Genomic DNA, 26,843 nt, shown 5'->3' with positions numbered 1-26,843 from the left:
TTCTCCCGCTACTCCTGCGCGAGGAGCTCGTACGCGGTGGTGACGAACGGGTCGTGCGCGCGGAAGCGGCGCGTGCACAGTGCGGCCAGGGCCGTGCCGGTGTCGGGCCTGAAGCCCAGGAACGCCTGCTGGCCGAGGGTGGCCCCGCCGTGGAAGTACATCGGACCGGTGGCGGTGGGGTGCCGGAACCAGGCCATGGTGTGTACGTGCTGGTGCCCCGGACCACGGCGCAGCACCGGCGTGCGGACCGACCGCAGCGCACCGGCCAGGGGTGAGCCGGACGGGTCGAGGTGGGCTTCGAGGAAGGTGAGCAGGTCGTGCGGGGTGGCCCGCACGGCACCCGCCGCCTGGAAACCGCCGGCGTCGAAGGCGGGGACGGGTGTGCGGCCGTCCTTGCCGTGCCCGACGGCGTCGGTGTCCGGGCCACGGGCCAGAAGTGCGGTGTCGCTCAGGGCGAGCGGACGCAGGACGTGGTCGGTGAGCAGGTCCTCCCACACGGTGCCCGTCGCCGCCGCGAGGGCGTGACCGAGCACGGCGACGCCGAAGTTGGAGTACCGCCACCGGGTGCCGGGCCGGCGCCTCGGGCGATGGTGCAGGAAGGCGTCGATCACTCGCGCGGCCGGGTAGCGGGCGTAGGGACTGGTGCGCCACGCGGGCAGGGCCCGGACGTAGAAGTCGGCCGGCAGCGAGGGCAGTCCGGACGTGTGGGTGAGGAGATGCGCGAGCGTCACCGGGGCGGCCTCGGACCGCCGGACCGCGTCCAGGCAGGCGGTGGCCGCTTCGCCGCCGGTCAGCAGACCGCGCCGGATCAGCTGGGCCAGCAGCAGCCCGGTGAACGTCTTCGAGGCGGACCCGAGTTCGTAGCGCAGGTCCTGACGGGGCGTCGGCGGGGGCGGGGCGGTGCCGCCGCAGTGGATGACGCGGCGGCCGTGCCGGGAGACGGCGACGACGGCGTCGGGTGCGTCGACTGCGTCGACGGCCGCTTCCAGCTGCCTGCGCAGGTCCTCGTCGTCGGGGCCGGTGGCCGTCGAAGGCCCGCCGGGAGTACGGAAGTCGACGGTGTCGCGGAGTTCGTCACCGTCGTGCGACTCCCCCGGCCACAACGCGGTCCGGCCGGTCATGAGGAGGCGTGCGCCAGCGCGGTCAGGGCGCGTGAGGTGGCCAGTACGGAGGCGAAGGCGGCGACCAGCGTCGGGTGGTAGACGATGTCGAACACCTCGTCGGGATCGCCCTCGGGCATGCCCCGCACGGCAGGCATGGCGCCGTCGGGCTGCTGTGCGGCGGCGAAGTCCGCCCAGGCCCGCTCGTCGAGGGTGGGGCGGGGCAGACAGGCGTCGACGACGAGGAGTTCGCCGAGCAGGTCCCAGCGCTTCAGGTCCGACCAGTCGTCGATCCAGACCGGCAGCCAGGTGGCGAGGTAGTCGGCGATGTCCGGCGGCAGGCCGTCGGGGTTCGCTCCCCAGTCGGTGAGGTGGAACACCGCGTGGGTGATGTCGTAGGCGATGCGCCCGCCGACCGTCCAGGGCTCGGGTGTGCGGGCCAGCCAGGTCGCGCCGGCGAGGTCCGCCTCGGGAGGGCGGGGCGTGAGGCCGAAGCGGCGTTGGAACGCGGACAGTCCGAGGCGTCGGGTCGGGGCCAGCTCGATGGATCCCCAGCTGCCCAGCCGGTGGTAGAGGACGGTGGCACGCTCCACCTCGGGCTCGCTGTACCCGAGTTCCTTGTAGGGGAGGTACACCTCGAACGGGATGGGTGACAGCGGCTCGATGCGCTGGCCGCGTACCAGCATGCGGCCGCCGTCCAGCGTGTGCCGCCAGGTGTGGTCCACCAACCGCCGTGCCAGTTCGGCCTGTTGGGACCCGGCCACGCCCTCGCGGAACAGGACCCCGCAGATCAGGGCGAGTTCACCGACCGGTTTGAAACGCTCCAGGAAGCCCTCTTCGGGATCGCCGTCGGGTTCCAGGCGGAATCCGTCGCGGTGGGCCCACAGCCACTGAAGGGCACGGACGCCGACGGTGTGCATCAGGCGGGTGTCGGTCATCCGGGCACTCCTTGTCCGAGGCGCTCGACCGTCAGTGCCGCGGCGAAGGCGGCCATCAGGGTGGAGTGGTAGCTGTGCGGGAAGTCCGGCTCGAAGCCAGCTCCGGGGCCCGGGCCCTCCACCGGGAGCGCGCCCGAGTCGTGTTGCGCCCGCGCGATCCGGGGCCAGGCGTCCTGGAGCATCGCCTCGTCGAGCGGGCCGGGCAGGCTTGCCGCCACGATCAGCAGCTCGCAGCCGAGGTCCCACATACCGGCGTCCAGGCAGGTGTCGAGCCACGACGGCAGCCAGTGGGTCAGATAGGCGGCCAGGTCGGCGGGGACTCTATCGGCGGTGCGGCCCCAGTCGGTGAGGTGGAAGACCACGTGGGTGAGCGCGTACCCGGAGGAGCGCTCCAACGTCCAGGGTTCCGGCAGTCCGCCCAACCAGGTGCGGCCCAGCGCCTGTTCGGCCGGCTCCGGCCGGTGGATGCCGCTGTGCCGTTCGGCGCCCAGGATGCCGAGCCGGCGGGTCGGTTCCTGCTCGGTGAGCCGCCAGCCGCGGGTGCTGGCCACCGTGGCGGCGGCCGCCTCGTACCCGGCATGCCGCAGTCCGGCTCCGGCGAATACGGAGTACACCTCCAGCGGGTACGTCGCGAACGGCTCCAACTGCTGGAGGTGCAGGAACAGTTCACCCCGGCCCGTCTGCTGCCAGGCAAAGTCCAGCAGTTCGGACACGCACGCGTGCAGCGGGTCCGACGGCGCGGTGTACTGACGCACGCTCGCGCAGGTCAGGGCGAGTTCCCCGAGCGGTTTCCAGGTGCGATCGGCGTGGCCGTCGGCGGTGAGCGCTTCGTCCCCCAGCGCGAAGTCGCCGCGGTGCGCCGACACCCAGGCGAACGCGGCGGACCGCACCTCCAGGATCGTCCGGACGTCCACAGCGGTCATACGAGGGCTCCGGCGAACCGCATCGCCCGTGCCGCCTCCACCTGCAGGGCGACGCGCGGGTCGCTGCCGCCCATCAGCTCCACGAAGTCGAGGCCGTTCTCCAGACCGAGGGTGTCCGGCACGCCGTCCAGCAACGTCAGCCAGCGTCCGGCCCCGGCGGCCTGCTGCCAGTCCCTGCGGCGAACCGCCCGTACGAAGCCCCGGGCGACATCGACCGGGCGGCGCCGGGCCGCGCGGGCCACCGCGCAGTCCTCACCGGGCACCGCGAGCGGGGCCAGGACGGCGAGTTGGTGCGTCAGGACCTGCCAGCTCGTCCCGTCGAGCCAGCCGGCGTCGGGCTCCGCACCCTCCTCACCTGCGGGCGAGCCGGGTGAGCCGGTCGGGGACGCGTCGAGCCGGCGCAGTGTACGACGCATGGCCCAGTGGCTCCATGCGACGGTGGGGGCGGCGTCGGCGCGGGGCGGGAAGGTCTCCACGGTCTGCCGGAACACACCGAGTGCCTCCGGGGCGGGCGGGGTGCGGGCAAGGACGTGCGGCAGCAGCAGGTCTGCTCCCAACACGCGTACGGCCGCGGCGGCGATGCCGCCCTCGGGGCCGTCGGCTGCGCCGGTGCCGGACACTCGGACGTGGTCCCCGCCGCGGAGGGCGGAGACCACGTCGGACGAGAGGTCCTGCACCGCGCCCTGCAAGAGGGCCGAAGTGCCAGACTGCTCCATTCAGCTGCTCCCGTGTACTCGGTCAGCGCTTCTTGGGGCGGGGGGTCGGCGGGGACAGCAGCAGCGAGCCTTCTCCGCTGATCAGCAGGAGGGCTCCGCATTCGCGGCTGTCTCGATAGACGCCGTCGGGCTCCACCGGGTCGAGGGCCGCCTCGATGTCGACGCTCTGGATCCCGATGAGTTCCTCGACCGTCTTGTCCGTCGAAGGCATACGACCATCTCCTCTGGTTGCCCAACAGCCTTCGTCATTCAGATCACCACATCCATACAGAGCACGCAAACTGTCACATAGCTCGCATTAAGTAACTCCTTCAACATTTCAGACGTACGGTGCCCGGCCGGGCGCTGAACGGCAGAAGCGTCTCCACAACTCCCGTTGCGCTGGGCCGAATTGGGCCGGTGAGGGTTCAACTCCCCGTCCACACCGGTCGGCGCTTCTCGGCAAAGGCGGCTGGTCCTTCCTTGGCGTCCTGCGAGGCGAGGACCGCGCGGTAGGAGGGCATTCCGGGCCCGCGCATCGCCGCGAAGGCGTCCTTGAGCCGCAGGCCCTCCGTCGTGCGCGTGAGCTCCTTGATCGCCGAGACCGCCAAGGGGGCGCTGCGGCAGATCTGCCGGGCCAGGGCCAGGGCGCTGTGCAGGAGGTCGTCGGCGGGGACGGTGTGGTTGACGAGCCCCCAGCGGGCCGCTTCGGAGGCGGTCATGCGCCTGCCGGTCAGCAGCAGTTCGGTGGCGATCGCCGGGGGGAGGCGTCGCGGCAGCCGCAGTACGCCGCCGGAGTCCGGCACCAGGCCCAGCGTGGCCTCGGTGAGGGCGAACTCGGCGTGCTCGGCGGCCACGATCAGATCGGCGGCCAGGGCGAGTTCGAACCCGCCACCGAGCGCAAGGCCGTTGACGGCGGCGACGACCGGCTTGTCGAGGGAGAAGAACTCGGTCAGGCCCGCGAAGCCGCCCGGCCCGTGATCGGCGTCGACCGCCTCGCCCGCAGCCGCGGCCTTCAGGTCCCAGCCTGCACTGAAGAACCGCTCTCCGGCGCCGGTGACGACCCCGACCCTCAGCTCGGGATCGGTGCGCAGCCGCTCGAAGGCGGCATGGAGGGCGCGGCTGGTAGCGACGTCCACGGCATTGGCCTTGGGGCGGTCGAGGGTGATGACGAGGATGCCTTCGGCGGCGGAGAGCCGCACCGCGGGGTCGGCGGCGACGTCGTACTCAGTCATGGGGCGGCTGGTCATGGGACGGCTCCTCCGGCACGGGGTGGGTCAGTCGGATCAGTACGTCGGCGGCGAGTGCCCCGCGGCCCTGCGGCAGTACCAGCAAGGGGTTGATGTCCATCTCGATCAGGTCCGCGGCATGGTCCTGCGCGTAGTCGGCGATGGCGGTCACGGCGTCGAGCACGGCTCGGACGTCGGCCTTCGGGCGGCCCCGGTAGCCGTCGAGCAGCGGCCAGGTGCGCAGCGAGGTGAGCGCCGCACGGATTTCCTCGGCGGTGGCCGGGAGGAGGACGGTGGCGGTGTCACGGAGCAGTTCCACCAGGATGCCGCCCGCACCGATGGTCAGCGCCGGGCCGAACTGCGGGTCCCGGCGCACTCCGACGATCAGCTCCGCGACCGGGTCCTGCACCATCCGTTCGACGAGGAGGCTTTCGGGCAGGCCCCGGCGCAGCATGTCGGCCGCCACCTCCTGCACCTGTGTGGCATCGGTCAGGTTGAGGCGCACTGCTCCGGCCTCGGTCTTGTGCGTGAGAGAGGCGGAGACGGCCTTGAGGACGACGGGAAAGCCGAGCTCACGGGCGCGCCGGGCCGCTTCGTCGGCGCCGGTGGCCAGGGCCGCGTCGGGTGTGCGCAGGCCTCGGGCCGCGAGCGCGCGTTTGCCCTGCCATTCGTCCAGCGTGTACGGCGTGCCGCTGTGGGCCGGCGGGCGGTTCACGAGCGGGCGGATGCTGCCGACGCCCGCTTGTGCGGCGCCGACGGCCGCGGCGGACGCGAGGGCGTCGAGGCAATGGGTCAACCCCTGCATGGGGGCGATGCCCTCGGCCAGCAGCCTTGCGCCGGTCTCCTCGGGGAGCCCTTCCGGCAGGGAGCTGACCAGGCAGGTGGCGGGCCGTGGGGCCGTTCTCCGGTGCGCCGCGACGAGGGCGTCCACCGCGGTGTCCCAGACGGCCGTCCCGTCACTGCCGGTGCCGGTGCCGGAGTCCGGCTTCGGCACGTCCAGGACCAGCAGGTGCGCGTCGAAGTCGGCCCCCAGCACGGCCTCATAACACTCCGTCAGCGCGGGTCCGTCGCCCCAGATGTAGGTGTGGTAGTCGAGGGGATTGGCGACGGTGACGCGTTCGCCGAGGACCGACCGCAGTCGCTCGTCCGTCCGTGGCGGGAACTCCGGAAGAGTCACGCCACGCGGCAGGGCCAGATCGGCCACCAGGGACGCCTCGCCGCCGGAACAGCTCATGGAGGCGATCCGCGTGCCCCGCAGCACACCGTGCACGGTCAGGAACTTCAGCGTCTCCAGCAGCTCGGGCAGATCCCGGACCCTGGCCACTCCCATGCGCCGGAACAGTGCGTCGTACAACGCGTCCGACCCGCTCAGCGAGCTGGTGTGGCTGAGTGCCGCCTGCGCGCCGAGCGGTGAGCTGCCGGCCTTCAACGCGACCAGGGGGACGCGCCGGTGCAGGGCCTTCAGCGCGGCGCGGGAGAAGGCCGCCACATCCTCCAGGCCCTCGATGTGCAGGCCGATGGCCGTCACCCGTGGGTCGTCGAGGAGTCCCTCGACGAGCTCGTGCAGCCGGAGGGCCGCGCCGTTGCCGACCGTGATCAGGTACGACAGGGGAAGCGAGCGGCGCTGCATGGTCAGGTTGAGGCCGATGTTCCCGCTCTGGGTGATGATCGCGGGGCCGCGGGCGGTGCGCACCCCGCCGTGCCGGTCGGGCCAAAGAGCGGCGCCGTCGAGGTAGTTGAGGATGCCGTAGCAGTTGGGCCCGACGACGGCCATGTCGCCGGCGGCCGCCACGAGTCGGTGCTGCAGTTCGGTGCCGCCGGCTTCGGCGAAGCCGGACGCGTAGCACACCGCTCCGCCGGCGCCGCGCCGGGCGAGGGCCGCGACGACGTCGACGGTAGGCTCCCGCCGCACCGCGACGAAGGTCGCGTCGGGCGCCTCGGGCAGGGCGTCCACGTCGGGAAAGGCCCGCAGTCCGGCCACTGTCCGGCGGGTCGGATGTACCGGCCAGACGGCGCCGTCGAAACCGATGCGCCGGCACTGGCGGATCACTTCCGCCGCGTGCCGTCCGCCGAACACGGCGATGTGCCGGGGCGCGAGGAGGCGCTGGAGATTGCGGGCACGGTCGGACACGGGCGTGTCCGTGCCGAGAGCGGCCGACGTCATCCCGCTCCCCCTCAAGCACCGTACGGGCGAAGCAACGCCCGGGAGATGATGTGCCGTTGGATCTCGCTGGTGCCGTCCCAGATGCGTTCCACCCGGGCGTCACGCCAGTGGCGTTCGACGGCGGTCTCCTGCATCAGGCCCATGCCGCCGAAGATCTGGACGGCGTGGTCGGTGATGCGGCCGAGCGCCTCCGAGGCGTGGAGTTTGGCCATCGCCGCGTCCTGGTCGGCCATCCTGCCGCGGTCGAGTTTCCAGGCCGCCGAGAGGGTCAGCAGCTCGGCCGCCGCCAACTCGGTGGCCATGTCGGCGAGTTTGAAGCCGGTTCCCTGGAAGCGGCCGATGGGCTGCCCGAACTGCTCGCGCTCGGCGGCCCAGCGCACGGCGGCCTCCAGCACCCGCCGGCCGCGACCGACGCTGGTGGCGGCCACGGTGAGCCGGCTCGCGCCCAGCCACTCCGCCATCAGCTCGAAGCCCTTTCCTTCCTCGCCGAGGAGCTGCCCCGCCGGTATGCGGCAGTCGGTGAAGGACAGTTCGCACTGGTGGTAGCCGCGGTGCGAGACACAGGCCGAGCCGCGGCGCACCTCGAAGCCGGAGGTTGACTTGTCGACGAGGAACGCGCTGATCCGGCTGCGGTCCCCGCGAGCCGTTCGTTCCGTGCCGGTGGCGGCGAAGAGGATGACGTAGTCGGCGGTGTCGGCGTGGCTGATGAAGTGCTTGGTGCCGTTGACGACCCAGTCACCGTCGACCCGCTGCGCGCGGGTGCGCATGGAGCGGACGTCGGAGCCGGCGCCGGGCTCCGTCATGGCGAGGCAGTCGTGGCGTTCGCCCCGGATCGTGGGCAGGAGATACGTGTCGATCTGGTCGCCGGTGCAGCCCTGGAGGATGTTGCTGGGGCGGGCGACCAGCATCTGCAACGCGTAGGAGGCGCGGCCGAGTTCGCGCTCGGCGAGGGTGAGGGCGATGGGGTCCAGACCGCCACCGCCCAGGTCCTGCGGCATGTTGGGGGCATAGAGGCCGGCGTCCAGGGCCTTCCCGCGGATCTGCGCGGCGAGTTCGGCGGGCACGTCGTCGAGGCGTTCGACCTCGTCCTCGTACGGATACAGCTCGGCCTCGACGAACGCGCGGACGGTGTCGACGACGAGGTCCTGCTCGGGGGTGAGCCCGAAGTCCATGGAGCGTCCTGCCTTTCCACTCTGCTGTGACTCAGGCGGGTTGATCGGGCTTGCGGGGGATTCCCATGACGTGGCCGACGGCCGCGGGCACGGGCAGGCGGGCGTGTGCGAGGCGGGTGGCGGCCAGCCGCTCGGCGAGGAAGCCGGGGAAGGGTGCGACGCGGCCGGCTTCCGTGTCGACGTGCAGCAGCATCTGTTCGGCGGTGGCGATCGGTGCACCGGAGTCGTCGCGGTACATGGTGTGGAAGAGGTGCAGACGCTTGTCGTCGACGTCGAGGATCTGCAGCGTGAGACGCAGGAGGTTCCCTTCGCCCGCCTCGCCGAGGTGGTGCAGGTGGGATTCCGCGGTGTAGAGGGAGTGACCGGCCGCCCGGTAGGCCTCGTCCACGCCGATCCAGCGGAAGAAGGCGTCGGAGTTGTCGCCGAAGGCGAGCAGGAAGCAGGACTCGCTGAGGTGGCCGTTGTAGTCCACCCAGGCCAGGGGGACGGCGGTCCGGTGCAGGGCGAGCGGGGCGGGGATCGGCGCCTGGGGGTCCCAGCCGCCGTGTTCCCGGCCCTCGTACGGGGTGACGATGCCGTGGTTCGTGGGGTTCGTGTTGGTGTGGGTCGTGTTCGTGGACTTCGTGTTCGTGGAGTTCGTGTCCCGGGGGTTCATGGACGTACCGCCTCCGCGATGGCCGGAAGGGCGAGATAGCACAGGTCTCGGTACTGGCGGTCCGCCCAGGCGTCCGCGTGCGGCCAGGCCGACGTCTTCACCACCACCACGCGCCGTGCCCGGTCGACGTAGACGAACTGTCCTCGCATGCCGTCGGCGGTGACGCGCTGCCCGGTGCGGTCGAGGGGCCACCAGTGGTAGCCGAAGCCGGCATGTGTGGTGATCGTGCTGGGCAGCCGGCCCGGCTCGAGGAACGGCTGCCACGGACGACCGGAGGCCTCCACCCAGTCGTGCGGCACAAGCTGTCGGGAGCCCCGACTGCCGTCGATCTGGAGCAGGCCGAGGCGGGCCCAGTCGCGCGCCGTCGCGGCGACCGCTCCCCCGGCCATGGCAACGCCGACCGCGTCGAGGCCGACGACGGCGGGGCGTTCGGCGCCGAGGGACTGCCAGAGGCGGGAGAGATGGGTGGTGAAGTCGAGGCCGGTCACGCGTTCGCGAACCCAGTCGAGGACGAGCGAGTCGGCGGTGCAGTAGGTGAAGCAGGTGCCCGGCTCCCGGCCCGGTGGGATCTGGAGGACCTGTTTGCGCAGGTCGCCGTTTCCCTCGCGGACGCAGGCGACGAGCCGGGAAGCGGGCGAGAGCGGGTCACGGTGGTCCTCCTCCCAGGCCACCCCGCTTGTCATCGTGAGGAGTTGACGTACCGTCACCCGCTCATAGCCGCTGCCCGCAAGCTCCGGCACGTAGTCGATCGCGAGGGAATCGACATCCAGGTCCCTCGCCTGGCCCACCAGCAGCGCGAGCGCCGACTTGGTGGCCGAGTTGCCCAGCAGACGGTCTTCGGGTTCAACGCCATGGGCGTACCACTCGTGGACGAGGGTGCCGTCCGCGACGACGACGAGCGCGGTGGTGTGGGTGAGGGGGAGGAACTCCTCCAGGTCCATGGTCCGGCCGGCGCCGGTGATGCGGACGGTCAACGACCTTACGGCAGTGGGCCATTGGTGGCATGTCGCGGCAGCCGTGGTCTCCCTGGAGCAGGGGTACCAGCGCTGGGGTTCGAGAAGGGTGTCCGTCATCAGCGGCCCTCCCCGACAGGCTCCTCGGCAGACTCCTCGGCAAGGTCTTCAGCAGGCCTCTCGGCTCGTCCCGGTGTGTCCGCCAGCAACTGGCGTGTGTACGCCGCAGACGGCCGGTCCAGTACGTCGGCCGTCGGGCCCTCCTCCACGATCCGGCCGTCGGCGAGGACCGCGACGCGGGTCGCGAGGGAGCGGACGAGTGCGAGGTTGTGGGTGACGAACAGCATCGACAGGCCGCGGCTCGCCCGAAGTTCCTCCAGGAGGCTCACGATCGACGCCTGGACGGAGACGTCGAGGGCGGAGGTCACCTCGTCGCAGATCAGCAGCTCGGGTTCGCAGGCCAGGGCGCGGGCGATGGCGACCCGTTGGCGTTCGCCGCCGGAGAGCCGGTCCGGTCGCAGGTCGTGGACGGCCGACGAGAGCATGACCTGGTCGAGGAGTTCGTGCACGCGCCGGGCGGCTTCCGCACCGTGCGCCAGGCCGAACAGCTCCAGCGGCCTGCGGACGATCCGTCCCACCGTCATCCGGGGGTTGAGGGCGAGGTAGGGGTTCTGGAAGACGTACTGGATCGCCTTGCGCAGCTCGCGGCTTCGCTGCCGCGCGCCGGGCGGCAGCGGATCGCCGTGGAAGGCCACGCTTCCGCTCCAGTCCTCGTGGAGCCCCCCGATGGAACGCGAGAGGGTCGACTTTCCACTGCCGGACTGGCCCACGACGGCCACGCACTCGTTGTGGCCGACCTCCAGGTCGATGCCGTGCAGGATGGGGTGGGAGCCGTAACGGGCGGTCAAGTCCTGCACCGTGAGCACCGGTTCGGGGCGGCGGGCGGTGCCGGCCGGGGCGGCCACGGTGAACTCCAGCGGCTGGGCGCGGACGTGGTCGGCGCGGCGGCAGCGGGCCAGCACGAGCCCTGCTTCGGCCGCGGTCGACGTGGGCTGTTGTCCGGCACCGGTCGCGGTCGACGCGGGTGGTCGCCCCGCGCCGGTCTCGGTCAGTTCCGGTTCCCGCTCCGCGCATTCCGGCTCGGCGAAGGCGCACCGGTCGTGGAAACGGCAGCCGGAGGGGCGCCGGCCGGGGGACGGCGCGCTGCCGGGTATGCCCTTGAGGACACGCGGCTCCGTGACGCTGGGCACGGCCGCGAGCAGGGCCCGGGTGTAGGGGTGCGCCGGCGCTTCGAAGACCCGCTCGCGCGGGCCGAGTTCGACGATCCGGCCCGCGTACATCACCGCGACACGGTGCGCGAACTCGCCCACCACCGCGAGGTCGTGGGTGACGTACACGGCGGCCACGGCATGCCGGGCGCACAGGTCGCGGACCGTGGACAGGACGTGTGCCTGGGTGCTGACGTCGAGGCCGGTGGTCGGCTCGTCGAGGACCAGCACCCGGGGCCGCAGAGTGAACGCCATCGCGATGGCCACGCGTTGCAGCTGGCCTCCGGACAACTGGTGCGGGTAGCGCTTGAGGAACTCGCCGTCGTCGGGCAGGGCGACCTCGGCGAGCACCTCGCGGACGCGGGCGTCGCGCTCGGCCGGAGTGCCCGCGTGGTGGACGTCGAGCACCTCGCGGATCTGCCGGCCGATCCGCATCACGGGGTTGAGGGAGGCGGCCGGGTCCTGGGGGACGTAGGCGACCTCGGAGCCGCGGCGCTTCCTCGCCTCGCCCGGTGCGGCGGCGAGGAGTTCGCGGCCGTCGAGGACGACGGCGCCGGCGTCGATGCGGGCGCCACGCCGGGTGTGGGCGAGCAGGGCGGTGGCGATGGTGGTCTTGCCGCTGCCGGACTCGCCGACCAGGGCGAGTATCTCGCCCTCGGCGACGTCGAAGGCGATGTCGTCGACGACGTCGGGGCCGCCGCGACCGAGCACCACCCGCAGCCCGGAAACGGAACAGGAGGGACGTGCCGTGCCGGTGGTCGAGGCAGTCATGACTGGACTCCCTTGCCGAGTTCGGATCCGAGGGGAGCCGGGTCGACCTTGCCGAGGCCGGCCCCGACAGAAGCCGGGTCGACCTTGCCGAGGCCGACTCCGACAGAAGCCGGGTCGACCTTGCCGAGGCCGACTCCGACAGAAGCCGGGTCGACCTTGCCGAGGCCGACTCCGACAGAAGCGGTGTCGATGTGCGCGGCGCGCACGACGTCGCTCCCGCGGCCGGGGCCGCCCACGGCGGGAGCCCTGTCCAGGCGCCCCGCATTCATGGAGCCGCTCTTCGTGCCGAGACCGGCCACGGCGATTGCCCTTCCCCTGCCCGGGCGCCACCCGGCGAGAGCCCCGCCCATGTGCCCGGCACTCATGAAGCTTCGCCTCCTACTGAGGCCGGCACGAGCGACAGCCCTCTCCAGGCAGCCGCCACCCACCACATCACTCCCCCACCCGAGGGCACCCCCGGCGACAGCCCCCTCCAAGTGCGCGACCCTCACCAGGCCACTCCCCTTGCCCGGGCCGCCCCCGGCGACAGCCATGTCGATGCGTCCCGCGGTCATGAATCCGCTCCCTTGCTCAGATCCGCCCCGGTCGCCGCGCGGGCGATGCCGTCGGCGATGAGGTTGGTGCCCAGGGCGAGGACGGCGATGGCGAGGACCGGGCCGAGGATCGCCCAGGGCTGGACGGCGAGGGCGAGGCGGTTCTCGTTGATCATCAGGCCCCAGTCGGCCGCGCTGGGGTCGGAGGCGAAGCCGAGGAAGCCGATCGAAGCGACCAGGCCCACCGAGTACGTCAGGCGCAGTCCGAGTTCGGCCAGCAGCGGTGCCGTCATGTTGGGCAGGAGCTCGGCGAACAGGATGCGGGAGCGCTTTTCGCCCAGCGCCTCTGCGGACTGGACGAACTCGCGGGTCGCGAGGCCGGTCGTCATGCCTCGGGTGAGCCGGGCGACGCGCGGCGCGTGCGAGACGCCCACCACGACGACGACCAGCCATCGCTTGGGGCCGGCCACCGACAGGAGTACCAGGACGAGGACGATCTGCGGGAAGGCGAGCACCACGTCGCACACTCGCATGACGACCTCGTCCACCCAACCGCGTGCGTATCCGGCGACGAGGCCGGCCGCGACACCGAGGACCATGCCCAGCAAGGTGGCCAACACCGCCGTGATCACGACCCAGTTGCCGCCCGCGAGCAGCCGGCTCCATACGTCCTGGCCGAGGTAGTCGGTGCCGAGCAGGGCGCCGGGTGCGGAGTCCGAGTACGGCGCTCCCACGATGTCGTTCTCGCCGTGCGGGCTCAGCAGCGGGCCCAGGAACGCGACCGCCGTCACCAGCACGGTGAGCAGGATGCCGACCCAGGTACGGCCGGAGGCAAAGGCTCCGCGCAACCGGAACCGGCGTGCGGGAACCGGCACTTCGAGCACTGCGGCAGTCATCACCGCACCCCCGTCCGCAGCTTGGGCGTCACCAGGATGGTCAGGATGTCGGCGATCAGGTTCACGACGACGTAGACGGCGGCGATGAGGAGGGCGAGCGCCTGGATCACCGGCACGTCGCGGTTGCGTACGGCGTCGACCAGTGCGGTGCCGATCCCGGGGTAGAGGAAGAGGCTCTCGACGACGACAACTCCCCCGGCGAGCCAGGCGAGTTGGAGCGCCATGACCTGGATGGCGGGGACGACGGCGTTGCCGAGGGCGTGCCGGCCGACGGCCCGCCACTCGGGCACGCCCTTGAGGCGGGCCATCTCCACGTAGTCGCTCTCCAGGACCTCGATGAGGCTCGCGCGCAGAATGCGGGCCACGTACGGGACGACGGCGAGCGTCAGCGTGGCCACCGGCAGGATCATGACCACCGGGTCCGACCAGGGACTGCCCGTCCAGGACACGGCCACCGAGGGCAGCCAGGTGAGGACGACGGTGGAGAACAGGGTGACCAGGAGGATGCCGATCACGAACTCCGGCAGCGCGGCCGTGCCGAGCAGCGCGACCTGGATGACGTGGTCGGCGGCCCGGTCGCGGCGGCGGGCGGAGAAGAGGGCGATCAGGGCGGACAGCGGGGCGATGATCACGGCGGAGACGGCGACCAGCACGGTGCTGTTGACGATCCTGCCGCCGATGAGCGTGGACACCGGTCCCTTGGTCGCGAGCGAGGTGCCGAAGTCCCCGGTGAGGACGCCGCCCAGCCAGGAGAAGTACTGGTGCACGGCGGAGTCGTCGAGGCCGAGTTGGGCCCGGAGTGCGGCGAGACGTTCGGGGGTGGCCGAGCGGCCGAGGATGGCCTCGGCGGGATCGCCCAGCAGGTGGGTCGCCGTGAAGACGAGCAGCGAGATGAGCCAGAGGGTGAGCAGCGCGATTCCGGCTCGGCGCAGCAGCCAGAGGGTCCAGGTGCGTACGGGGGAATGAGCCTGGTCGCGGCGGGTGGACCCGACCGTCGCGGGCAGCGCCGCGGGCTCAGCCGCTGACCGAGACATTGCGGAACTCGTAGTTGGAGAGCGGCAGGTTGCGGTTGGGGGTGAAGCCGGTGACGTTGGCGGCGTAGGCGTCGACCTGGTTCTTGAATCCCCAGATGATGTGGCCGCCCCGCTCGTACTCGATCTTCTGGGCGGCCTTCAGGAGTTCACTGCGTTTGTTCGCGTCGAATTCGCGGCGGGCCCGGTCCATGAGGGTGTTGAACTCCGCATCGTTCCAGTGCGTTTCGTTGTACGGGGAGGTCTTGAGGGACCCGGCGTCCACCTGGGGCAGGTAGTTGCGGGTGAACCAGTAGTCCTGGGCGAAGGGCCAGCTGAGGTAGCGGTCGCCGTAGAAGGTGGCGGAGTCGGTGATGCGGACCTTGACCTTCACTCCTGCGCCCTTGGCCTGCTCGGCGAAGAGCTGGGCCGCCTCGATGGAGCCCGAACCGATGCCGCCGGAGGTGACCAGCTCGACGGTGGGGCGCTCGTGGCCGGCCGCTTTCAGCAGCGCCTTCGCCTGCCCCAAGTCCTGGACCCGCTGCGGGAGTTCACGGTCGTAGGCGATGTCGAAGGGGGCGTAGAGGTCGTTGCCGATGCGGCCCTGACCGCCGAGGACCTGCTTGACCATCTGGGGCCGGTCGACGATGAGGCGGAAGGCCTGGCGCACCCGCACGTCGTTGAACGGGGCGGTGTCGACGCGCATGGTGATCGGGTTCCAGGAGCCGGTCTGGGAGACGAGGACCTGGCCGCCCTGCTTCTTGATCATGCCGATGAAGGCGGGCGGGAGGTTGTCGATGGCGTCGATCTGCGCGCTCAGCAGGGCGTTGATCTTCGCGGTGTCGTCGGGGAAGTCGAGGATGTGCAGCTCGTCGAGGTAGGCGGGGCGCCGCCAGTAGCCGGCGAACCGACTGAACGTGGACCGGTCGCCGGGTGCGAACGACTTGCACACGAAGGGCCCGGTGCCGACGGGCCGCTTCAGGTCGAAGTCCTCCGGCACGATCCCGAGGCTGTACTGCGCCAGCAGGTCCTCCAGCAGGGCGTACGGGTGCTTCAGCGGGATGCTCACGGTGGTGGCGTCGACCCTGCGCAGGGCCTTCGCGTCGATCACCGAGAGGCTGGTCGCGCCGGCGGTGGGCGCCTTGGGGTCGACGATGCGGCGCAGGGTCGCGATGACGTCGCGGGCGTCGAGGCTCTTGCCGTTGTGGAACTCGACGCCGGAGCGCAGTTTCAGGAGCCAGGTCCTTCCGTCCTTCGACGGTTCGATCGACTCGGCGAGGAAGGGTTTCAGGCGGTAGTCGGCGTCGTGGGTGAAGAGCGGTTCGTAGAGGTTCACCACGCGCGCCTGGTCGGGATAGGACAGCGGGCTGTGCGGGTCGAGGGTGTCCTTGGCGCTGCCGCCGCTCACGCCGACGCGGAGGGCGCCGCCGCGTACGGGCTTGCCGTCGGAGGCGGTGACACGGTTCGCGGAGCAGGCGGACAGCAGGGAGGCGGCCGGCAGGGAGGCGGCGAGGAGGGCGCCGCCACGGAGGACCTCCCTGCGTGTCATCGCGTGAGGAGGGGAATGGGTGTCGGGCATGGCTGGTCTCGCCTTCGGATCGCAGGCGTTCGAGAGATCGCAAGACGTTCGAGACGTTCATATGACGCGATGGCCGCACGGATGGTGAGAAGATAGAGACGACGGCCAGGTAGGTCAAGGGGTGACGTTCGCGGCATGAGACCGTCGATCACCGGCCGGCGGCGGCCCAGGCACCGCCCGGCACCGCACGCGAACCGTCAGAAGCCGAGGAAGAGATGCGTATGTCGAAGTCCGAGCGCACCACCGACGACAGCGAGGCCCCCGAAATCACCGAGCCGGGCGGGACGTCGGCTTCAACATCGGCGTCGGGCAAGGTCCAGTCGCTGGAGCGGGCGATCACCCTGCTGCATGCGACGGCCGACAGCGCGCCGGACGGCGACACGGCCTCGAACCTGGCCGCGCGGACCGGGCTCAACCGCGCCACGGCCTGGCGGCTGCTGTCCACCCTGGAGCAGTACGGCCTGGTGGAGCGCAGCCCGGTCACCAACCGGTACACGATCGGGTTCGCGGTCGCCCGGATGGCGTCGGTGGCCGGCTTCGACGGCCTGATCCGCCGTGCGCACGGCACACTGCGCCGGGTCAGCGAGCAGACGGGCGAGACCGCCAACCTCGCGGTGGTGCAGCAGCTCGGGCTGACGTATGTCGACGAGGTGACCCCGCCGGTGGTCCTGGCCGCCAAGTGGCTGGGCCGGCAGGTGCCCATCCATGCCACGTCGACGGGGAAGGCGCTGCTGGCCTGGCTGCCCGCGGAGGAGGCTCAGGCTCTGCTCGAGGGAACGCTGGAGGCGTACACGGACACCACGATCACGGACCGGGCCCGCCTGCGGGCCGAGCTGACCGAGACCCGGGAGCGCGGATACAGCGTCTGCCTGGGCGAGATGGAGCGGAATCTCTACGGCGTCTCCGCACCGGTGCTCGGCAGCCGCGGCCGGCCGTTCGCCGTGGTGAGCATCTGGGGACCGCAGGACCGGGTGCCCGAGTCGCGGTTCGCGGCGCTGGGGCCGCTCGCGCGGGCGGCGGCGGACGAGATCGCGAAGGCGGCGGAGACGCTCTGACACACCCGGGTGTTCATTTCGTGCGACGGGTGCACGCATTATGAAACGAGGGTCTTGAGATTTCCGCCCCTGCGCGGTTAGTGTCGGGACCCGTCCGTCGCCCCGCCTCCGTCCCGAGAGGAACCCGCGCGACCATGAACCAGGACGTCATCATCACCTGCGCCCTCACCGGCGCCGGTGACACCGTGCGCAAGAGCCCGCACGTGCCCGTCACCCCCGAGCAGATCGCCACCGCCGCAGTTCAGGCCGCCGAGGCCGGTGCCGCCGCGGTCCACATCCACGTACGCGATCCCGAGACCGGAGCGCCCTCCCGCGACCCGCGCCTGTACCGCGAGGTCGTCGAGCGCATCAAGGAGAGCGGTACCGACGTCGTCATCAACCTCACCGCGGGCATGGGCGGCGACCTGGTCATCGACCCGGAGCAGCCGCTCAGGCAGCTGCCCGGCACCGATCTGGTCGGCGGCCTGGAGCGGCTGCCGCACGTCGAGGACCTGCTGCCCGACATCTGCACCCTGGACTGCGGTTCGCTCAACTTCGGCGACGGATCGAACCTCTACGTCTCCACGCCCGACATGCTGCGCACCGGCGCCAGGCGCATCCAGGAACTGGGCGTACGGCCCGAGTTGGAGATCTTCGACACCGGACACCTGTGGTTCGCCAAGCAGTTGCACGCCGAGGGGCTGCTGGACGATCCGACCGTGTTCCAGCTGTGCATGGGCATTCCGTGGGGCGCGCCCGCGGACCCCGGAGTGCTGCAGTCGATGGTGAACATCCTGCCGGAAGGCGCCCAGTGGGCCAGCTTCGCTCTCGGCCGGATGCAGATGCCGTGGGTGGCGCAGTCGATCCTGCTCGGCGGACACGTGCGGGTCGGTCTCGAGGACAACCTCTATCTGGGCAAGGGCGTCAAGGCGACCAACGCCCAGTTGGTGGAGCGTGCCGTGACGATCGTCGAGGCACTGGGGGCGCGGGTCGCGACTCCCGACGAGGCCCGTCTCAAGCTCGGGCTCAAGCCCCGCGGTTGAGCCGTACTCGCCCCTCCCCCTCTTCAAGGAGCCCCAGATGACGGAGACTTCCGCCCCCCTGCCCTCCCCCGAAGACGTACGGCGTGTGGCCTGCGTGGGTGCCGGAGTGATCGGTGGCGGCTGGGTCGCCCACTTCCTGGCCCGCGGCTACGACGTCACCGCCTGGGACCCGGCCCCCGATGCCGAGGCCCGGTTGCGGCGGCTCGTGGAGGCCGCATGGCCGGCGCTCGAACAGCTCGGTCTCGCCCCCGGCGCCTCGGCGGACCGTCTCACGGTCACCGCGACGCTCGAAGAGGCGGTGGCCGAGGCGCAGTTCGTGCAGGAGAGCGCCCCGGAGAAACTCGACCTGAAGCGTGAGCTGCTGGCGAAGCTGGATGCGGCGACGCCCGCCGGGGTCGTCATCGCCTCCTCCACCTCGGGCTATCCGATGACCGACATGCAGACCGAGGCGGTGACCCCCGGTCGGCTGGTGGTCGGCCACCCGTTCAACCCGCCGTATCTCATTCCGCTGGTCGAGGTCGTCGGCGGGGAGGGCACGGACCCGGCGGCGGTGCGGTGGGCGGCCCGTTTCTACGAGGTGGCGGGCAAGTCCGTCATCACCATGGACCGCGAGGTCCCCGGCTTCATCGCCAACCGTCTCCAGGAGGCGCTGTGGCGGGAGGCCCTGCACATGGTCGCCAGTGGTGAGGCGACGGTCCGCGACATCGACCTGTCCATCACCGAGGGCCCGGGCCTGCGCTGGGCGGTCATGGGGCCGATGCTCACCTTCGCCCTCGCGGGCGGCGAAGGCGGAATGGCCCATATGCTCGACCACTTCGGTCCGTCGCTGAAGTCCCCGTGGACCCGGCTGGAGGCACCGGAACTCGACAGGGCGCTGTACGACTCGGTCGTCTCCGGCTGCGACGACGCCGCCGCCGGCCGTACGATCGCCGATCTGGTCGCCGAACGCGACCGGGGCGTCATCGCCGTCCTGCGTGCCACCGGCCGGCTGCCCGGGGCGGTTGCCGAGTGAGCCGGCCACGCCTGCCGCTGTTCCGCGAGACGGTGCGCCCGGAGTGGATCGACTACAACGGGCACCTGAGCGAGGCGTTCTACGTCCTGGTCTTCGGCTTCGCGACGGACACGCTGATGGAACGTACGGGGATGGACGCCGCCTACCGCAAGAGCACCGGCTGCTCGATGTACACGGTCGAGTCCCACGTCCGCTATCTGCGGGACGTGCCGGAGGAGGCCCAACTGGCCGTGCTCACACGCATGTTGGGTGCGGCCGGCAAGAAGGCGCGGTTCACCCACGAGATGTACGTCGTCACGGGCCCGCAGGCCGAGCCGGAGGCGGATGCCGTCCCGGTCGCCACCATCGAACTGCTCGCCCTCCACGTCGACCAGGAAGCCGGACGTGCGACGCCGTTCCCCGACGCCGTCCGCGAGCGCCTCACGGAACTGACGGAACAGCCGCCCGGGTGGGCGGGGCGCTCGATCACGGCGCCCTGAGAACGGCACAGCGTGATGCCGCCGACCGGACATCCTGGTCGGCGGCATCAGGCGTTCCTGTGCGGGCTCAGACGTATTCGGTCGCGGCGTCCAGCAGCCAGTCCGTCAGATAACCGGCGAAGGACGAACGGACCAATACCCAGAACCCGGCCCGGGGTTCGTCCCGGGCGACCAGTACGACCTGGGTGCGGCCCAGGGTCGTCTGGGCGCAGCGCCCGGCGCCGAAGGCACGCGGGTGCAGGTCGAGCGCGCAGCCGTGGGCCAGCAGGTCGCGGGCTCGGCGGCCCGCGACGAGCAGCGTGGTGCGCTGGGCGGAGACGTCGGTGACGGAGACGGGCTCGTCTCCGACGGCCGCCCGGATCCGGGCCTCCAGGTCGCTCTGACTGCCCGGCGGGCCCACCAGGAGCCATTCGTCGGGGCCGAGCCACAGGGCGGCCAACTCCCCCGCGTGGACGACCGTGTTGGGTTCGAGCGGCAGTTGAAGGCCCAGTGCGAGACCGACCGCGTCCGCCGCTCCGCCCTTCACGTCGAGGCGGACGTCGAGCTGGGCCAGGAGGGGGAGTTCGGCCAGCCGGACCGCACCCTGGGAGGTGCGCGTCACGGCGGCCAGGCGGCCCGCCTCGCGCGACAGGGGGCTGCGCGGCGGGGCGGAAAGAGCGGTGTCAGCCATCGCGGCGGGCTCCCTCGGGGTCGTAGAGGACGGGGCTTGCGACGGTCACCGGGACCAGCCGGTCACCCACGGGTGCGTACAGCCGCTCGCCGATGCGTTCCCGCCCGCCCTTGATCAGCGCCAGCGCGAAGGTCCGGCCGAGGACGGCACTGCGGTAGCTGGAAGTGACGTGGCCGAGCATCGGGACGGGCGGCGCCGGCAGCACGCTGTCGGCGACCAGCTGTGTTCCCTCGGGGAGGAAGGTGCCCGGTTCCTCGGGGAGCAGGCCGACCAGGTGCTTGCGGTCGGGGCGGACGGTGTCGGCACGGGCGTAGGAGCGCTTGCCGATGAAGTCGGGCTTCTTCTTCGACACCGCCCAGCCCATGCCGAGGTCCTGCGGGGTGACCGTGCCGTCGCTGTCCTGGCCGATGATCGGGTAGCCCTTCTCGGCGCGCAGGACGTGCATGGTCTCGGTGCCGTACGGGGTGATGTCGTACGGGGCTCCGGCCTCGTACAGCGCCTCCCACAGGGCGAGGGCCTCCCACGGCGACACGTTGATCTCGTAGGCGAGTTCACCGGAGAAGCTGATCCGGCAGACCCTGGCGTCGATGCCCGCGACGGTCGTCTCGCGCCATGCCATGAACGGGAAGTCGTCGTTGGACACGGCCAGTTGGGGTGCGAGCGAGCCGAGGACCTCGCGGGACTTCGGGCCCACCAGGGCGACCGTGGCCCACTGTTCGGTGACGGACGTGCAGTGCACCCGCAGCTCGGGCCACTCCGTCTGCAGCCACTCCTCCATCCAGTCCAGTACGGCGGCCGCGTTGCCCGTGGTCGTGGTGACCAGGAAGCGGTCCTGGGCGAGGCGGATGACCGTGCCGTCGTCGAAGATCATGCCGTCCAGGCGGCTCATGACGCCGTAGCGGATCATGCCGACCTTCAGGGTGCTCATCATGTTCGTGTAGAGCAGGTCCAGGAAGGCGGCGGCGTCCGGGCCCTGGACGTCGATCTTGCCGAGGGTGGAGGCGTCCATGAAGGCGACGCTCTCGCGGGCGGCGGCGCATTCGCGCAGCACGGCCGTCTCCATGTCCTCGCCGTCCTGCGGGTAGTACCAGGGGCGTTTCCACTGGCCGACGTTCTCGAACAGGGCGCCCTGCAGGACATGCCAGTCGTGGAGGGGGGTCGTGCGGATCGGGTCGAGCATCGCGCCCCGGTCGCGGCCGGCGAGGGTCGCGAAGGAGACCGGTGTGTACGGCGGACGGAAGGTCGTCGTGCCGAGGGCCGAGATGTCGACGCCGAGCAGTTCGGCGACGACGCCGCTGGCCAGGACGCCGGAGGTCTTGCCCTGGTCGTTGGCGGTGCCGGCCGTGGTGTAGCGCTTGGTGTGCTCGACCGAGCGCATGCCGGCACTGGTCGCGCGGGTCAGGTCGCCGACGGTGACATCGCGTTGGAGGTCGACGAAACGCGGGGCGCCTTCCCGGCCGGGGACCGTGAAGACCTGCATGGGCGGCGTCTGCGACTGCGCGCTCACCTGCGGGAGACGAGGTGCGTCGGGGGTGTGGCCCTCGGCCTCGACGGCGCGGGTACCCGCGGCCGCGCCCTGCGCGAGGACGCCCGCCAGGTCGAGGACGCCGTTCGCGCTGCCCGCGACCTCGACCGCCTGGCGGCAGCTCTCGGGGACGAAGGTGCCGAGCGTGTCGTCGTGGCGCAGCTTGCCGCCCGCCTGGCTGTACAGGTGCGCGACCGGGTTCCAGCCGCCGGAGACCAGCAGCAGGTCGGCGACGAACTCCCGCTCCGCCACGGTCTGTCCGTACGGGGCGACGGTCACGGCGGTGAGGCGTGCCTCGCCCTCGGTTCCGGTGACGGCGTGGCCGGACAGGACCTCGATGCCCGCCGCCCGGGCACGGTCGGCCCACTCGCCCGGTTCGGGGCGGGTGTCGACGATCGCGGCGATGTCCACACCGGCCGTGGCGAGGTCCAGGGCGGCGGCGTAGGCGCTGTCGTTGGTGGTGAAGACGACGGCGTGGCGGCCGGGCAAGACTCCGTGGCGGTTGGCGTAGGTGCGGGCCGAGGCGGCCAGCATCACGCCGGGGCGGTCGTTGTCCGCGAAGGCCAGCGAGCGCTCGTGGGCACCGGTGGCGAGGACGACGCGGCGGGCCCGGATGCGCCAGACGCGCTCGCGGGAGACGTTGTCCGGGGCCGCGGCGCCGAGGTGGTTGGTGCGGCGCTCGACGGCCAGGATGTGGTTGTCGTCGTAGTAGCCGAACGCGGTGGTGCGGCGCAGCACGCGGACCTCGGGGGCGGCTTCGAGCCGAGCGACGGTCTCCTCCACCCAGTCGAGGTGCTCTCCCGTGCCCAGCAGGCTGCCGCCCGGCTCGGACCGGTCGTCGACGAGGACGACGCGGGCGCCGGTGTTCGCGGCCGCCGCGGCGGCCGCGAGACCTGCCGGGCCTGCGCCCACGACGAGCAGGTCGCAGTGGGCGTGGACCGCGTCGTAGCGGGCCGGGTCGGGCTCGGTGGCGAGGCGGCCCTGTCCGGGGAGGCTGGTCGCGACCAGGCCGTCGTAGAGCTCCACGGTCGTCGCGGGGAGCATCGGCTCCGGGAAGGGGGCCTCGATCTGGATGACGGCGTTGGGTTCTTCGGCGCCGGCCGAGAAGATTCCGCGGGGGCGGCCCAGCTTGATGCTGGTGCCGGCCTGGATGACGCCGTTGGCCAGAAGGGCGGAGGCGAGGGTGTCGCCTCGGTAACCCTGGTATTCGGTGCCGTCGAAGACGAAGGTGAGTGGCGCGTCGCGGTCGATCCGGCCGCGGGTGCGCAGGCGGAAGGGCTGGTTGTCCCCCGCCCCGTCCGTTCCCGTGACCGGGGGCTCTGCCTCCGGGCCTCCGGTCGGCCCTGAAGGGGCCTCGTCCGCGGACGCCGGACGGGCCGATGGTGCCGGGCTCGGCTCAGAAGTGGCCGTCCGTGACTCGACGGACTCCGGACGCGGTTCGCCCGAGCGGTACACCGACAGGATCTCGTTCGTCGCGGTGTTCCGTACCGCGTTGAACCAGCGGCGGCAGCCCGCCGAGTGGCTCCAGCGTTCGGCGAAGGGACCCTTGGCGTTGTCGCGGAAGAACAGGTACCGGGCCCACTCCTCGTCGGTCAGTTCTGCCGAGTTGTCCGGGTACGGCACGTGGGCCTGGCCGCCGTAGTGGAACTCGGCCTCGTCGCGGGGCCCGCACCACGGGCAGGGGATGAGCAGCATGGTTCGGCTCCCTAGTGGGCCACCGCGGCAGCGCCGTGCTCGTCGACGAGCGCGCCGGTGGTGAAACGGTCGAGCGAGAAGGGGGCATTGAGGGCGTGCGGGGTGTCGTGGGCGATGGTGTGGGCGTAGACCCACCCGACGCCCGGGGTGGCCTTGAAACCGCCCGTGCCCCAGCCGCAGTTGAGGTAGAGGTTGTCGACGGGGGTGAGGCCGACGATCGGCGAGGCGTCGGGGCTGACGTCCACGATGCCTCCCCAGGTGCGCAGCACATGGGCGCGGGCGAAGACCGGGAAGAGCTCGAGGGCCGCCGCCATCTGCTCCTCGATGATGTGGAAGGCGCCACGCTGGGTGTAGGAGTTGTACGAGTCGATGCCCGCACCCATGACCAGCTCGCCCTTGTGCGCCTGGCTCACGTACACATGGACCGCGTTGGACATCACGACCGTCGGGTGCACCGGTTCGAGGAGCTCGGAGACCAGGGCCTGCAACGGGTGGCTCTGCACGGGCAGTTCGATGCCCGCCATGGCGGCCAGCACGGACGAGTGGCCGGCCGAGCAGAGGGCCACCTTGCCGGCCGCGATCGGTCCGAGGTTCGTCTGTACGCCGACGACCCGGCCGCCGACCACGTCCAGACCCGTGACCTCGCAGTTCTGGATGATGTCGACACCGGCGGCGTCCGCGGAGCGGGCCAGGCCCCAGGCGACGTGGTCGTGCTTGGCGATACCGGCGCGCGGCTGGTAGGTGCCGCCGAGGACCGGGTAGCGCACGTCCTGCGAGATGTTGACGATCGGGCAGACCTCCTTGACCTGCTCGGCGTCGAGCCACTCCGCGTCCACGCCGTTGAGGCGGTTCGCCTCGACGCGGCGGACGCTGTCGCGGACGTCCTGGAGGCTGTGCGCCAGGTTCAGCACGCCGCGCTGGGAGAAGAGGATCGGGTAGTCGAGCTCCTCCGCCAGTCCCTCCCACAGCTTGAGCGAGTGCTCGTAGATGCCGGCGCTCTCGTCCCACAGGTAGTTGGAGCGGATGATCGTGGTGTTGCGGGCCATGTTGCCGCCCGCCAGCCAGCCCTTCTCCAGCACCGCGACGTTGGTGATGCCGTGGTTCTTCGCCAGGTAGTGGGCGGTGGCCAGGCCGTGGCCGCCGCCGCCCACGATGACGACGTCGTACGAGCGCTTCGGCTCGGGTGTGCGCCACAGCCAGTCGGGGTGTTCGGGGAGCTCGGCGCCGGGGGTGCGGGGGCTCATCGGGTGTCTCCGGCTTCTGTTTCTGCCTGTGACAGGTGCGGGTAGAGCGGGTGCTTGGCTGCCAGCGCCTCCGTGCGGGAGCGCAGGGCCGCGGTGTCGGGCTCGGGCTGGAGGGCCAGCGCGATCACGTCGGCGACCTCGGTGAAGTCCTCTTCGGTGAAGCCGCGGGTGGCCAGCGCCGGGGTGCCGATGCGCAGGCCCGAGGTGACCATGGGCGGTCGCGGGTCGAAGGGCACCGCGTTGCGGTTGACCGTGATGCCGATCTCGTGGAGCAGGTCCTCGGCCTGCCGGCCGTCCAGTTCCGACTCGCGCAGGTCGACCAGGACGAGGTGGACGTCCGTGCCGCCCGTCAGCACCTTCACACCTGCGGCCGCCGCGTCGGGCTGCGTGAGGCGTTCGGCGAGGATGCGGGAGCCGGCCAGCGTGCGGACCTGGCGCTCCGCGAACTCCGGTGACGCGGCGACCTTGAAGGAGACCGCCTTCGCGGCGATGACGTGCTCCAGCGGGCCGCCCTGCATCCCGGGGAACACCGCCGAGTTGATCTTCTTGGCGAGGTCGGCCTCATTGGTGAGGATGACGCCGCCGCGCGGGCCGCCGAGCGTCTTGTGGGTCGTCGTGGTGGTGACGTGGGCGTGCGGCACGGGGTTGGGGTGCAGCCCCGCGGCCACCAGTCCCGCGAAGTGCGCCATGTCCACCATCAACAGGGCGCCCACCTCGTCGGCGATCCGGCGGAAGGCCGCGAAGTCCAGCTGCCTGGGGTACGCCGACCAGCCCGCGATGATCATCTTGGGGCGGTGTTCCTTGGCGAGCCGCTCGACCTCGTCCATGTCGACGAGGTTGTCCGTCTCGGCCACGTGGTACGGCACGACGTTGAGCATCTTGCCGCTGTAGTTGAGGCGCATGCCGTGGGTGAGGTGGCCGCCGTGCGCGAGGTCCAAACCGAGGATCGTGTCGCCGGGCTGGAGCAGCGCGAAGAAGACGGCGGTGTTCGCCTGGGCACCCGAGTGCGGCTGGACGTTGGCGAAGCCCGCGCCGAAGAGGGACTTGATCCGCTCGATGGCCAACCGCTCGGTGACGTCGACGTGTTCGCAGCCGCCGTAGTAGCGGCGGCCGGGGTAGCCCTCGGCGTACTTGTTGGTCGCGACCGAGCCCTGGGCCTCCATCACTGCGGAGGGGGCGAAGTTCTCGGAGGCGATCATCTCGAGGGTGGACTGCTGACGGTGCAGTTCGGCGGCGAGGGCGGCGTGGACCTCGGGGTCCAGCTCCGCGAGCGGCGTGTTCAGCGCGTTCATACGGCGTTCTGGTTCCTCTCGGCGGCTTCGACGACGTTGGCGAGCAGCATGGCCCGGGTCATGGGGCCCACGCCCCCGGGCATCGGCGCGAGCCATCCGGCGACCGTGGCGGCCTCCGGGTGGACGTCGCCGACCAGCCCGTGGTCGGTGCGGGTGATGCCGACGTCCAGGACGGCCGCGCCGGGGCGCAGCATGTCCTTGGTGATCAGTCCGGGTGAGCCGGCGGCCGCGATGACGATGTCCGCCTCGCGTACGTGCCAGGACAGGCCCTTGGTGCCGGTGTGGCAGAGGGTCACGGTGGCGTTCTCGGAGCGGCGGGTCAGCAGCAGTCCGATGGGACGTCCGACCGTGATGCCGCGTCCGATGACGCACACCCGCGCGCCCGCGACGGGCACCTCGTAGCGGCGCAGGAGTTCGACGATGCCGCGCGGGGTGCACGGCATCGGGGCCTCCACGCCGAGGACGAGCCGACCCAGGTTGACGGGGTGCAGGCCGTCGGCGTCCTTGGCCGGGTCCATACGTTCCAGTACGGCGCCCGCGTCGAGCCCGCGCGGAAGCGGGAGCTGGACGATGTAGCCGGTGCAGGCCGGGTCGGCGTTGAGTTCGTCGATGACGTCCTCGACCTGCTGTTGCGACGCGTCGGCGGGCAGGTCCCGGCGAAGGGATGCGATGCCCACCTGGGCGCAGTCGCGGTGCTTGCCGGCGACGTAGGCACGGCTGCCGGGGTCTTCGCCGACCAGGACGGTGCCGAGGCCGGGCGGCCGCCCGCCGGTGGCGGTCAACTTGGCCACGCGCTCGGCGAGTTCACGGCGGATGTCGCCAGCGGTCGCCTTACCGTCAAGCAGCTGTGCGGTCACCGACGGCACTCCTTCCCATAGAGGACCTGCAGGTTCTTGAGGGGCGCGGGGCTGTGTCGATATGCGGCTCCGCCGCGGGGCGCGACAAGCCACAACGCACCCGAAG

Annotated in this window: 24 protein-coding genes; 4 read left to right on the top strand and 20 right to left on the bottom strand. The window is 71.5% G+C overall.

Annotation, left to right across the window (positions count from 1 at the left end; translation table 11 throughout):
* Positions 1-8 precede the first annotated feature (8 nt).
* The 15 genes from OG303_RS42525 to OG303_RS42455 form a co-directional block, all read right to left on the bottom strand.
* Positions 9-1,121 (bottom strand): serine hydrolase domain-containing protein, encoded by a 1,113-nt coding sequence (locus tag OG303_RS42525; RefSeq protein WP_405875253.1) that lies wholly within the window; start codon positions 1,119-1,121, stop codon positions 9-11.
* A complete protein-coding gene (locus OG303_RS42520; protein ID WP_405875252.1) occupies positions 1,118-2,038 on the bottom strand; it encodes a DUF6895 family protein in 921 nt (306 codons plus the stop codon). The genes OG303_RS42525 and OG303_RS42520 overlap by 4 nt, the downstream gene beginning before the upstream one ends.
* Positions 2,035-2,961, bottom strand: coding sequence for a DUF6895 family protein (locus tag OG303_RS42515; protein WP_405875251.1), 927 nt, complete (start codon positions 2,959-2,961; stop codon positions 2,035-2,037). The genes OG303_RS42520 and OG303_RS42515 overlap by 4 nt, the downstream gene beginning before the upstream one ends.
* Entirely contained in the window at positions 2,958-3,677 is a 720-nt protein-coding gene (locus OG303_RS42510) for a hypothetical protein (RefSeq protein ID WP_405875250.1), read from the bottom strand. Before OG303_RS42510 ends, OG303_RS42515 begins: the two co-directional genes overlap by 4 nt.
* Before the next feature lie 22 nt (positions 3,678-3,699).
* Positions 3,700-3,888, bottom strand: a complete 189-nt coding sequence (locus tag OG303_RS42505; protein WP_405875249.1) for a hypothetical protein — start codon at positions 3,886-3,888, stop codon at positions 3,700-3,702.
* A 196-nt stretch (positions 3,889-4,084) separates the two neighbouring features.
* Positions 4,085-4,906 carry an enoyl-CoA hydratase-related protein gene (locus OG303_RS42500; RefSeq protein ID WP_405875248.1) on the bottom strand — a complete coding sequence of 274 codons (822 nt, stop codon included), beginning with the start codon at positions 4,904-4,906 and terminating at the stop codon, positions 4,085-4,087.
* On the bottom strand, positions 4,884-7,049 hold the full coding sequence (locus OG303_RS42495) for an acetate--CoA ligase family protein (protein ID WP_405875247.1): 2,166 nt from the start codon (positions 7,047-7,049) through the stop codon (positions 4,884-4,886). Before OG303_RS42495 ends, OG303_RS42500 begins: the two co-directional genes overlap by 23 nt.
* 11 nt (positions 7,050-7,060) lie before the next feature.
* On the bottom strand, positions 7,061-8,221 hold the full coding sequence (locus OG303_RS42490; protein WP_405875246.1) for an acyl-CoA dehydrogenase family protein: 1,161 nt from the start codon (positions 8,219-8,221) through the stop codon (positions 7,061-7,063).
* A 31-nt stretch (positions 8,222-8,252) separates the two neighbouring features.
* Complete coding sequence (locus tag OG303_RS42485; RefSeq protein ID WP_405875245.1) at positions 8,253-8,876, bottom strand: thioesterase family protein; 624 nt, start codon at positions 8,874-8,876, stop codon at positions 8,253-8,255.
* A complete protein-coding gene (locus tag OG303_RS42480) occupies positions 8,873-9,949 on the bottom strand; it encodes a serine hydrolase domain-containing protein (protein ID WP_405875244.1) in 1,077 nt (358 codons plus the stop codon). The genes OG303_RS42485 and OG303_RS42480 overlap by 4 nt, the downstream gene beginning before the upstream one ends.
* Positions 9,949-11,868: an ABC transporter ATP-binding protein gene (locus OG303_RS42475; RefSeq protein ID WP_405875243.1), complete on the bottom strand. Its 1,920-nt coding sequence runs from the start codon at positions 11,866-11,868 to the stop codon at positions 9,949-9,951. The genes OG303_RS42480 and OG303_RS42475 overlap by 1 nt, the downstream gene beginning before the upstream one ends.
* Positions 11,865-12,233 carry a hypothetical protein gene (locus OG303_RS42470; RefSeq protein ID WP_405875242.1) on the bottom strand — a complete coding sequence of 123 codons (369 nt, stop codon included), beginning with the start codon at positions 12,231-12,233 and terminating at the stop codon, positions 11,865-11,867. The genes OG303_RS42475 and OG303_RS42470 overlap by 4 nt, the downstream gene beginning before the upstream one ends.
* Before the next feature lie 185 nt (positions 12,234-12,418).
* The gene (locus tag OG303_RS42465) at positions 12,419-13,297 is read right to left on the bottom strand and encodes an ABC transporter permease (RefSeq protein ID WP_405875241.1); all 879 of its coding nucleotides are present in this window, start codon (positions 13,295-13,297) and stop codon (positions 12,419-12,421) included.
* Complete coding sequence (locus OG303_RS42460) at positions 13,297-14,331, bottom strand: ABC transporter permease (protein WP_405875240.1); 1,035 nt, start codon at positions 14,329-14,331, stop codon at positions 13,297-13,299. The genes OG303_RS42465 and OG303_RS42460 overlap by 1 nt, the downstream gene beginning before the upstream one ends.
* Positions 14,312-15,856 carry an ABC transporter substrate-binding protein gene (locus tag OG303_RS42455; protein WP_405875239.1) on the bottom strand — a complete coding sequence of 515 codons (1,545 nt, stop codon included), beginning with the start codon at positions 15,854-15,856 and terminating at the stop codon, positions 14,312-14,314. Before OG303_RS42455 ends, OG303_RS42460 begins: the two co-directional genes overlap by 20 nt.
* Positions 15,857-16,107: 251 nt before the next feature.
* On the opposite strand from OG303_RS42455, the gene OG303_RS42450 reads away from it, so the two are divergent.
* The 4 genes from OG303_RS42450 (at position 16,108) to OG303_RS42435 (ending at position 19,454) form a co-directional block, all read left to right on the top strand.
* Positions 16,108-16,941 carry an IclR family transcriptional regulator gene (locus tag OG303_RS42450; protein ID WP_405875238.1) on the top strand — a complete coding sequence of 278 codons (834 nt, stop codon included), beginning with the start codon at positions 16,108-16,110 and terminating at the stop codon, positions 16,939-16,941.
* Positions 16,942-17,075: 134 nt separating this feature from the next.
* Positions 17,076-17,963 carry a 3-keto-5-aminohexanoate cleavage protein gene (locus tag OG303_RS42445; RefSeq protein ID WP_405875237.1) on the top strand — a complete coding sequence of 296 codons (888 nt, stop codon included), beginning with the start codon at positions 17,076-17,078 and terminating at the stop codon, positions 17,961-17,963.
* A 37-nt stretch (positions 17,964-18,000) separates the two neighbouring features.
* Positions 18,001-18,975 carry a 3-hydroxyacyl-CoA dehydrogenase NAD-binding domain-containing protein gene (locus tag OG303_RS42440; RefSeq protein WP_405875236.1) on the top strand — a complete coding sequence of 325 codons (975 nt, stop codon included), beginning with the start codon at positions 18,001-18,003 and terminating at the stop codon, positions 18,973-18,975.
* Entirely contained in the window at positions 18,972-19,454 is a 483-nt protein-coding gene (locus OG303_RS42435; RefSeq protein WP_405875235.1) for a thioesterase family protein, read from the top strand. Before OG303_RS42440 ends, OG303_RS42435 begins: the two co-directional genes overlap by 4 nt.
* A gap of 67 nt (positions 19,455-19,521) precedes the next feature.
* On the opposite strand, the gene OG303_RS42430 is transcribed toward OG303_RS42435, so the two are convergent.
* Genes OG303_RS42430 through OG303_RS42410 form a run of 5 tightly spaced genes read right to left on the bottom strand, consistent with a single transcriptional unit; the run spans position 19,522 to position 26,737 of the window.
* Positions 19,522-20,124 carry a sarcosine oxidase subunit gamma gene (locus OG303_RS42430; protein WP_405875234.1) on the bottom strand — a complete coding sequence of 201 codons (603 nt, stop codon included), beginning with the start codon at positions 20,122-20,124 and terminating at the stop codon, positions 19,522-19,524.
* Entirely contained in the window at positions 20,117-23,344 is a 3,228-nt protein-coding gene (locus OG303_RS42425) for a sarcosine oxidase subunit alpha family protein (protein ID WP_405875233.1), read from the bottom strand. The genes OG303_RS42430 and OG303_RS42425 overlap by 8 nt, the downstream gene beginning before the upstream one ends.
* Positions 23,345-23,355: 11 nt before the next feature.
* Positions 23,356-24,588: a sarcosine oxidase subunit beta family protein gene (locus OG303_RS42420; RefSeq protein WP_405875232.1), complete on the bottom strand. Its 1,233-nt coding sequence runs from the start codon at positions 24,586-24,588 to the stop codon at positions 23,356-23,358.
* Positions 24,585-25,880 carry a serine hydroxymethyltransferase gene (gene glyA, locus OG303_RS42415; RefSeq protein ID WP_405875231.1) on the bottom strand — a complete coding sequence of 432 codons (1,296 nt, stop codon included), beginning with the start codon at positions 25,878-25,880 and terminating at the stop codon, positions 24,585-24,587. The genes OG303_RS42420 and glyA overlap by 4 nt, the downstream gene beginning before the upstream one ends.
* Positions 25,877-26,737 (bottom strand): bifunctional methylenetetrahydrofolate dehydrogenase/methenyltetrahydrofolate cyclohydrolase, encoded by an 861-nt coding sequence (locus OG303_RS42410; RefSeq protein WP_405875230.1) that lies wholly within the window; start codon positions 26,735-26,737, stop codon positions 25,877-25,879. Before OG303_RS42410 ends, glyA begins: the two co-directional genes overlap by 4 nt.
* Positions 26,738-26,843 lie beyond the last annotated feature (106 nt).

Origin of the sequence: Streptomyces sp. NBC_00005 (assembly GCF_045160215.1) — a bacterium.
GTDB lineage: Bacteria > Actinomycetota > Actinomycetes > Streptomycetales > Streptomycetaceae > Streptomyces.
This window is presented reverse-complemented; position numbering and strand designations above follow the sequence as displayed.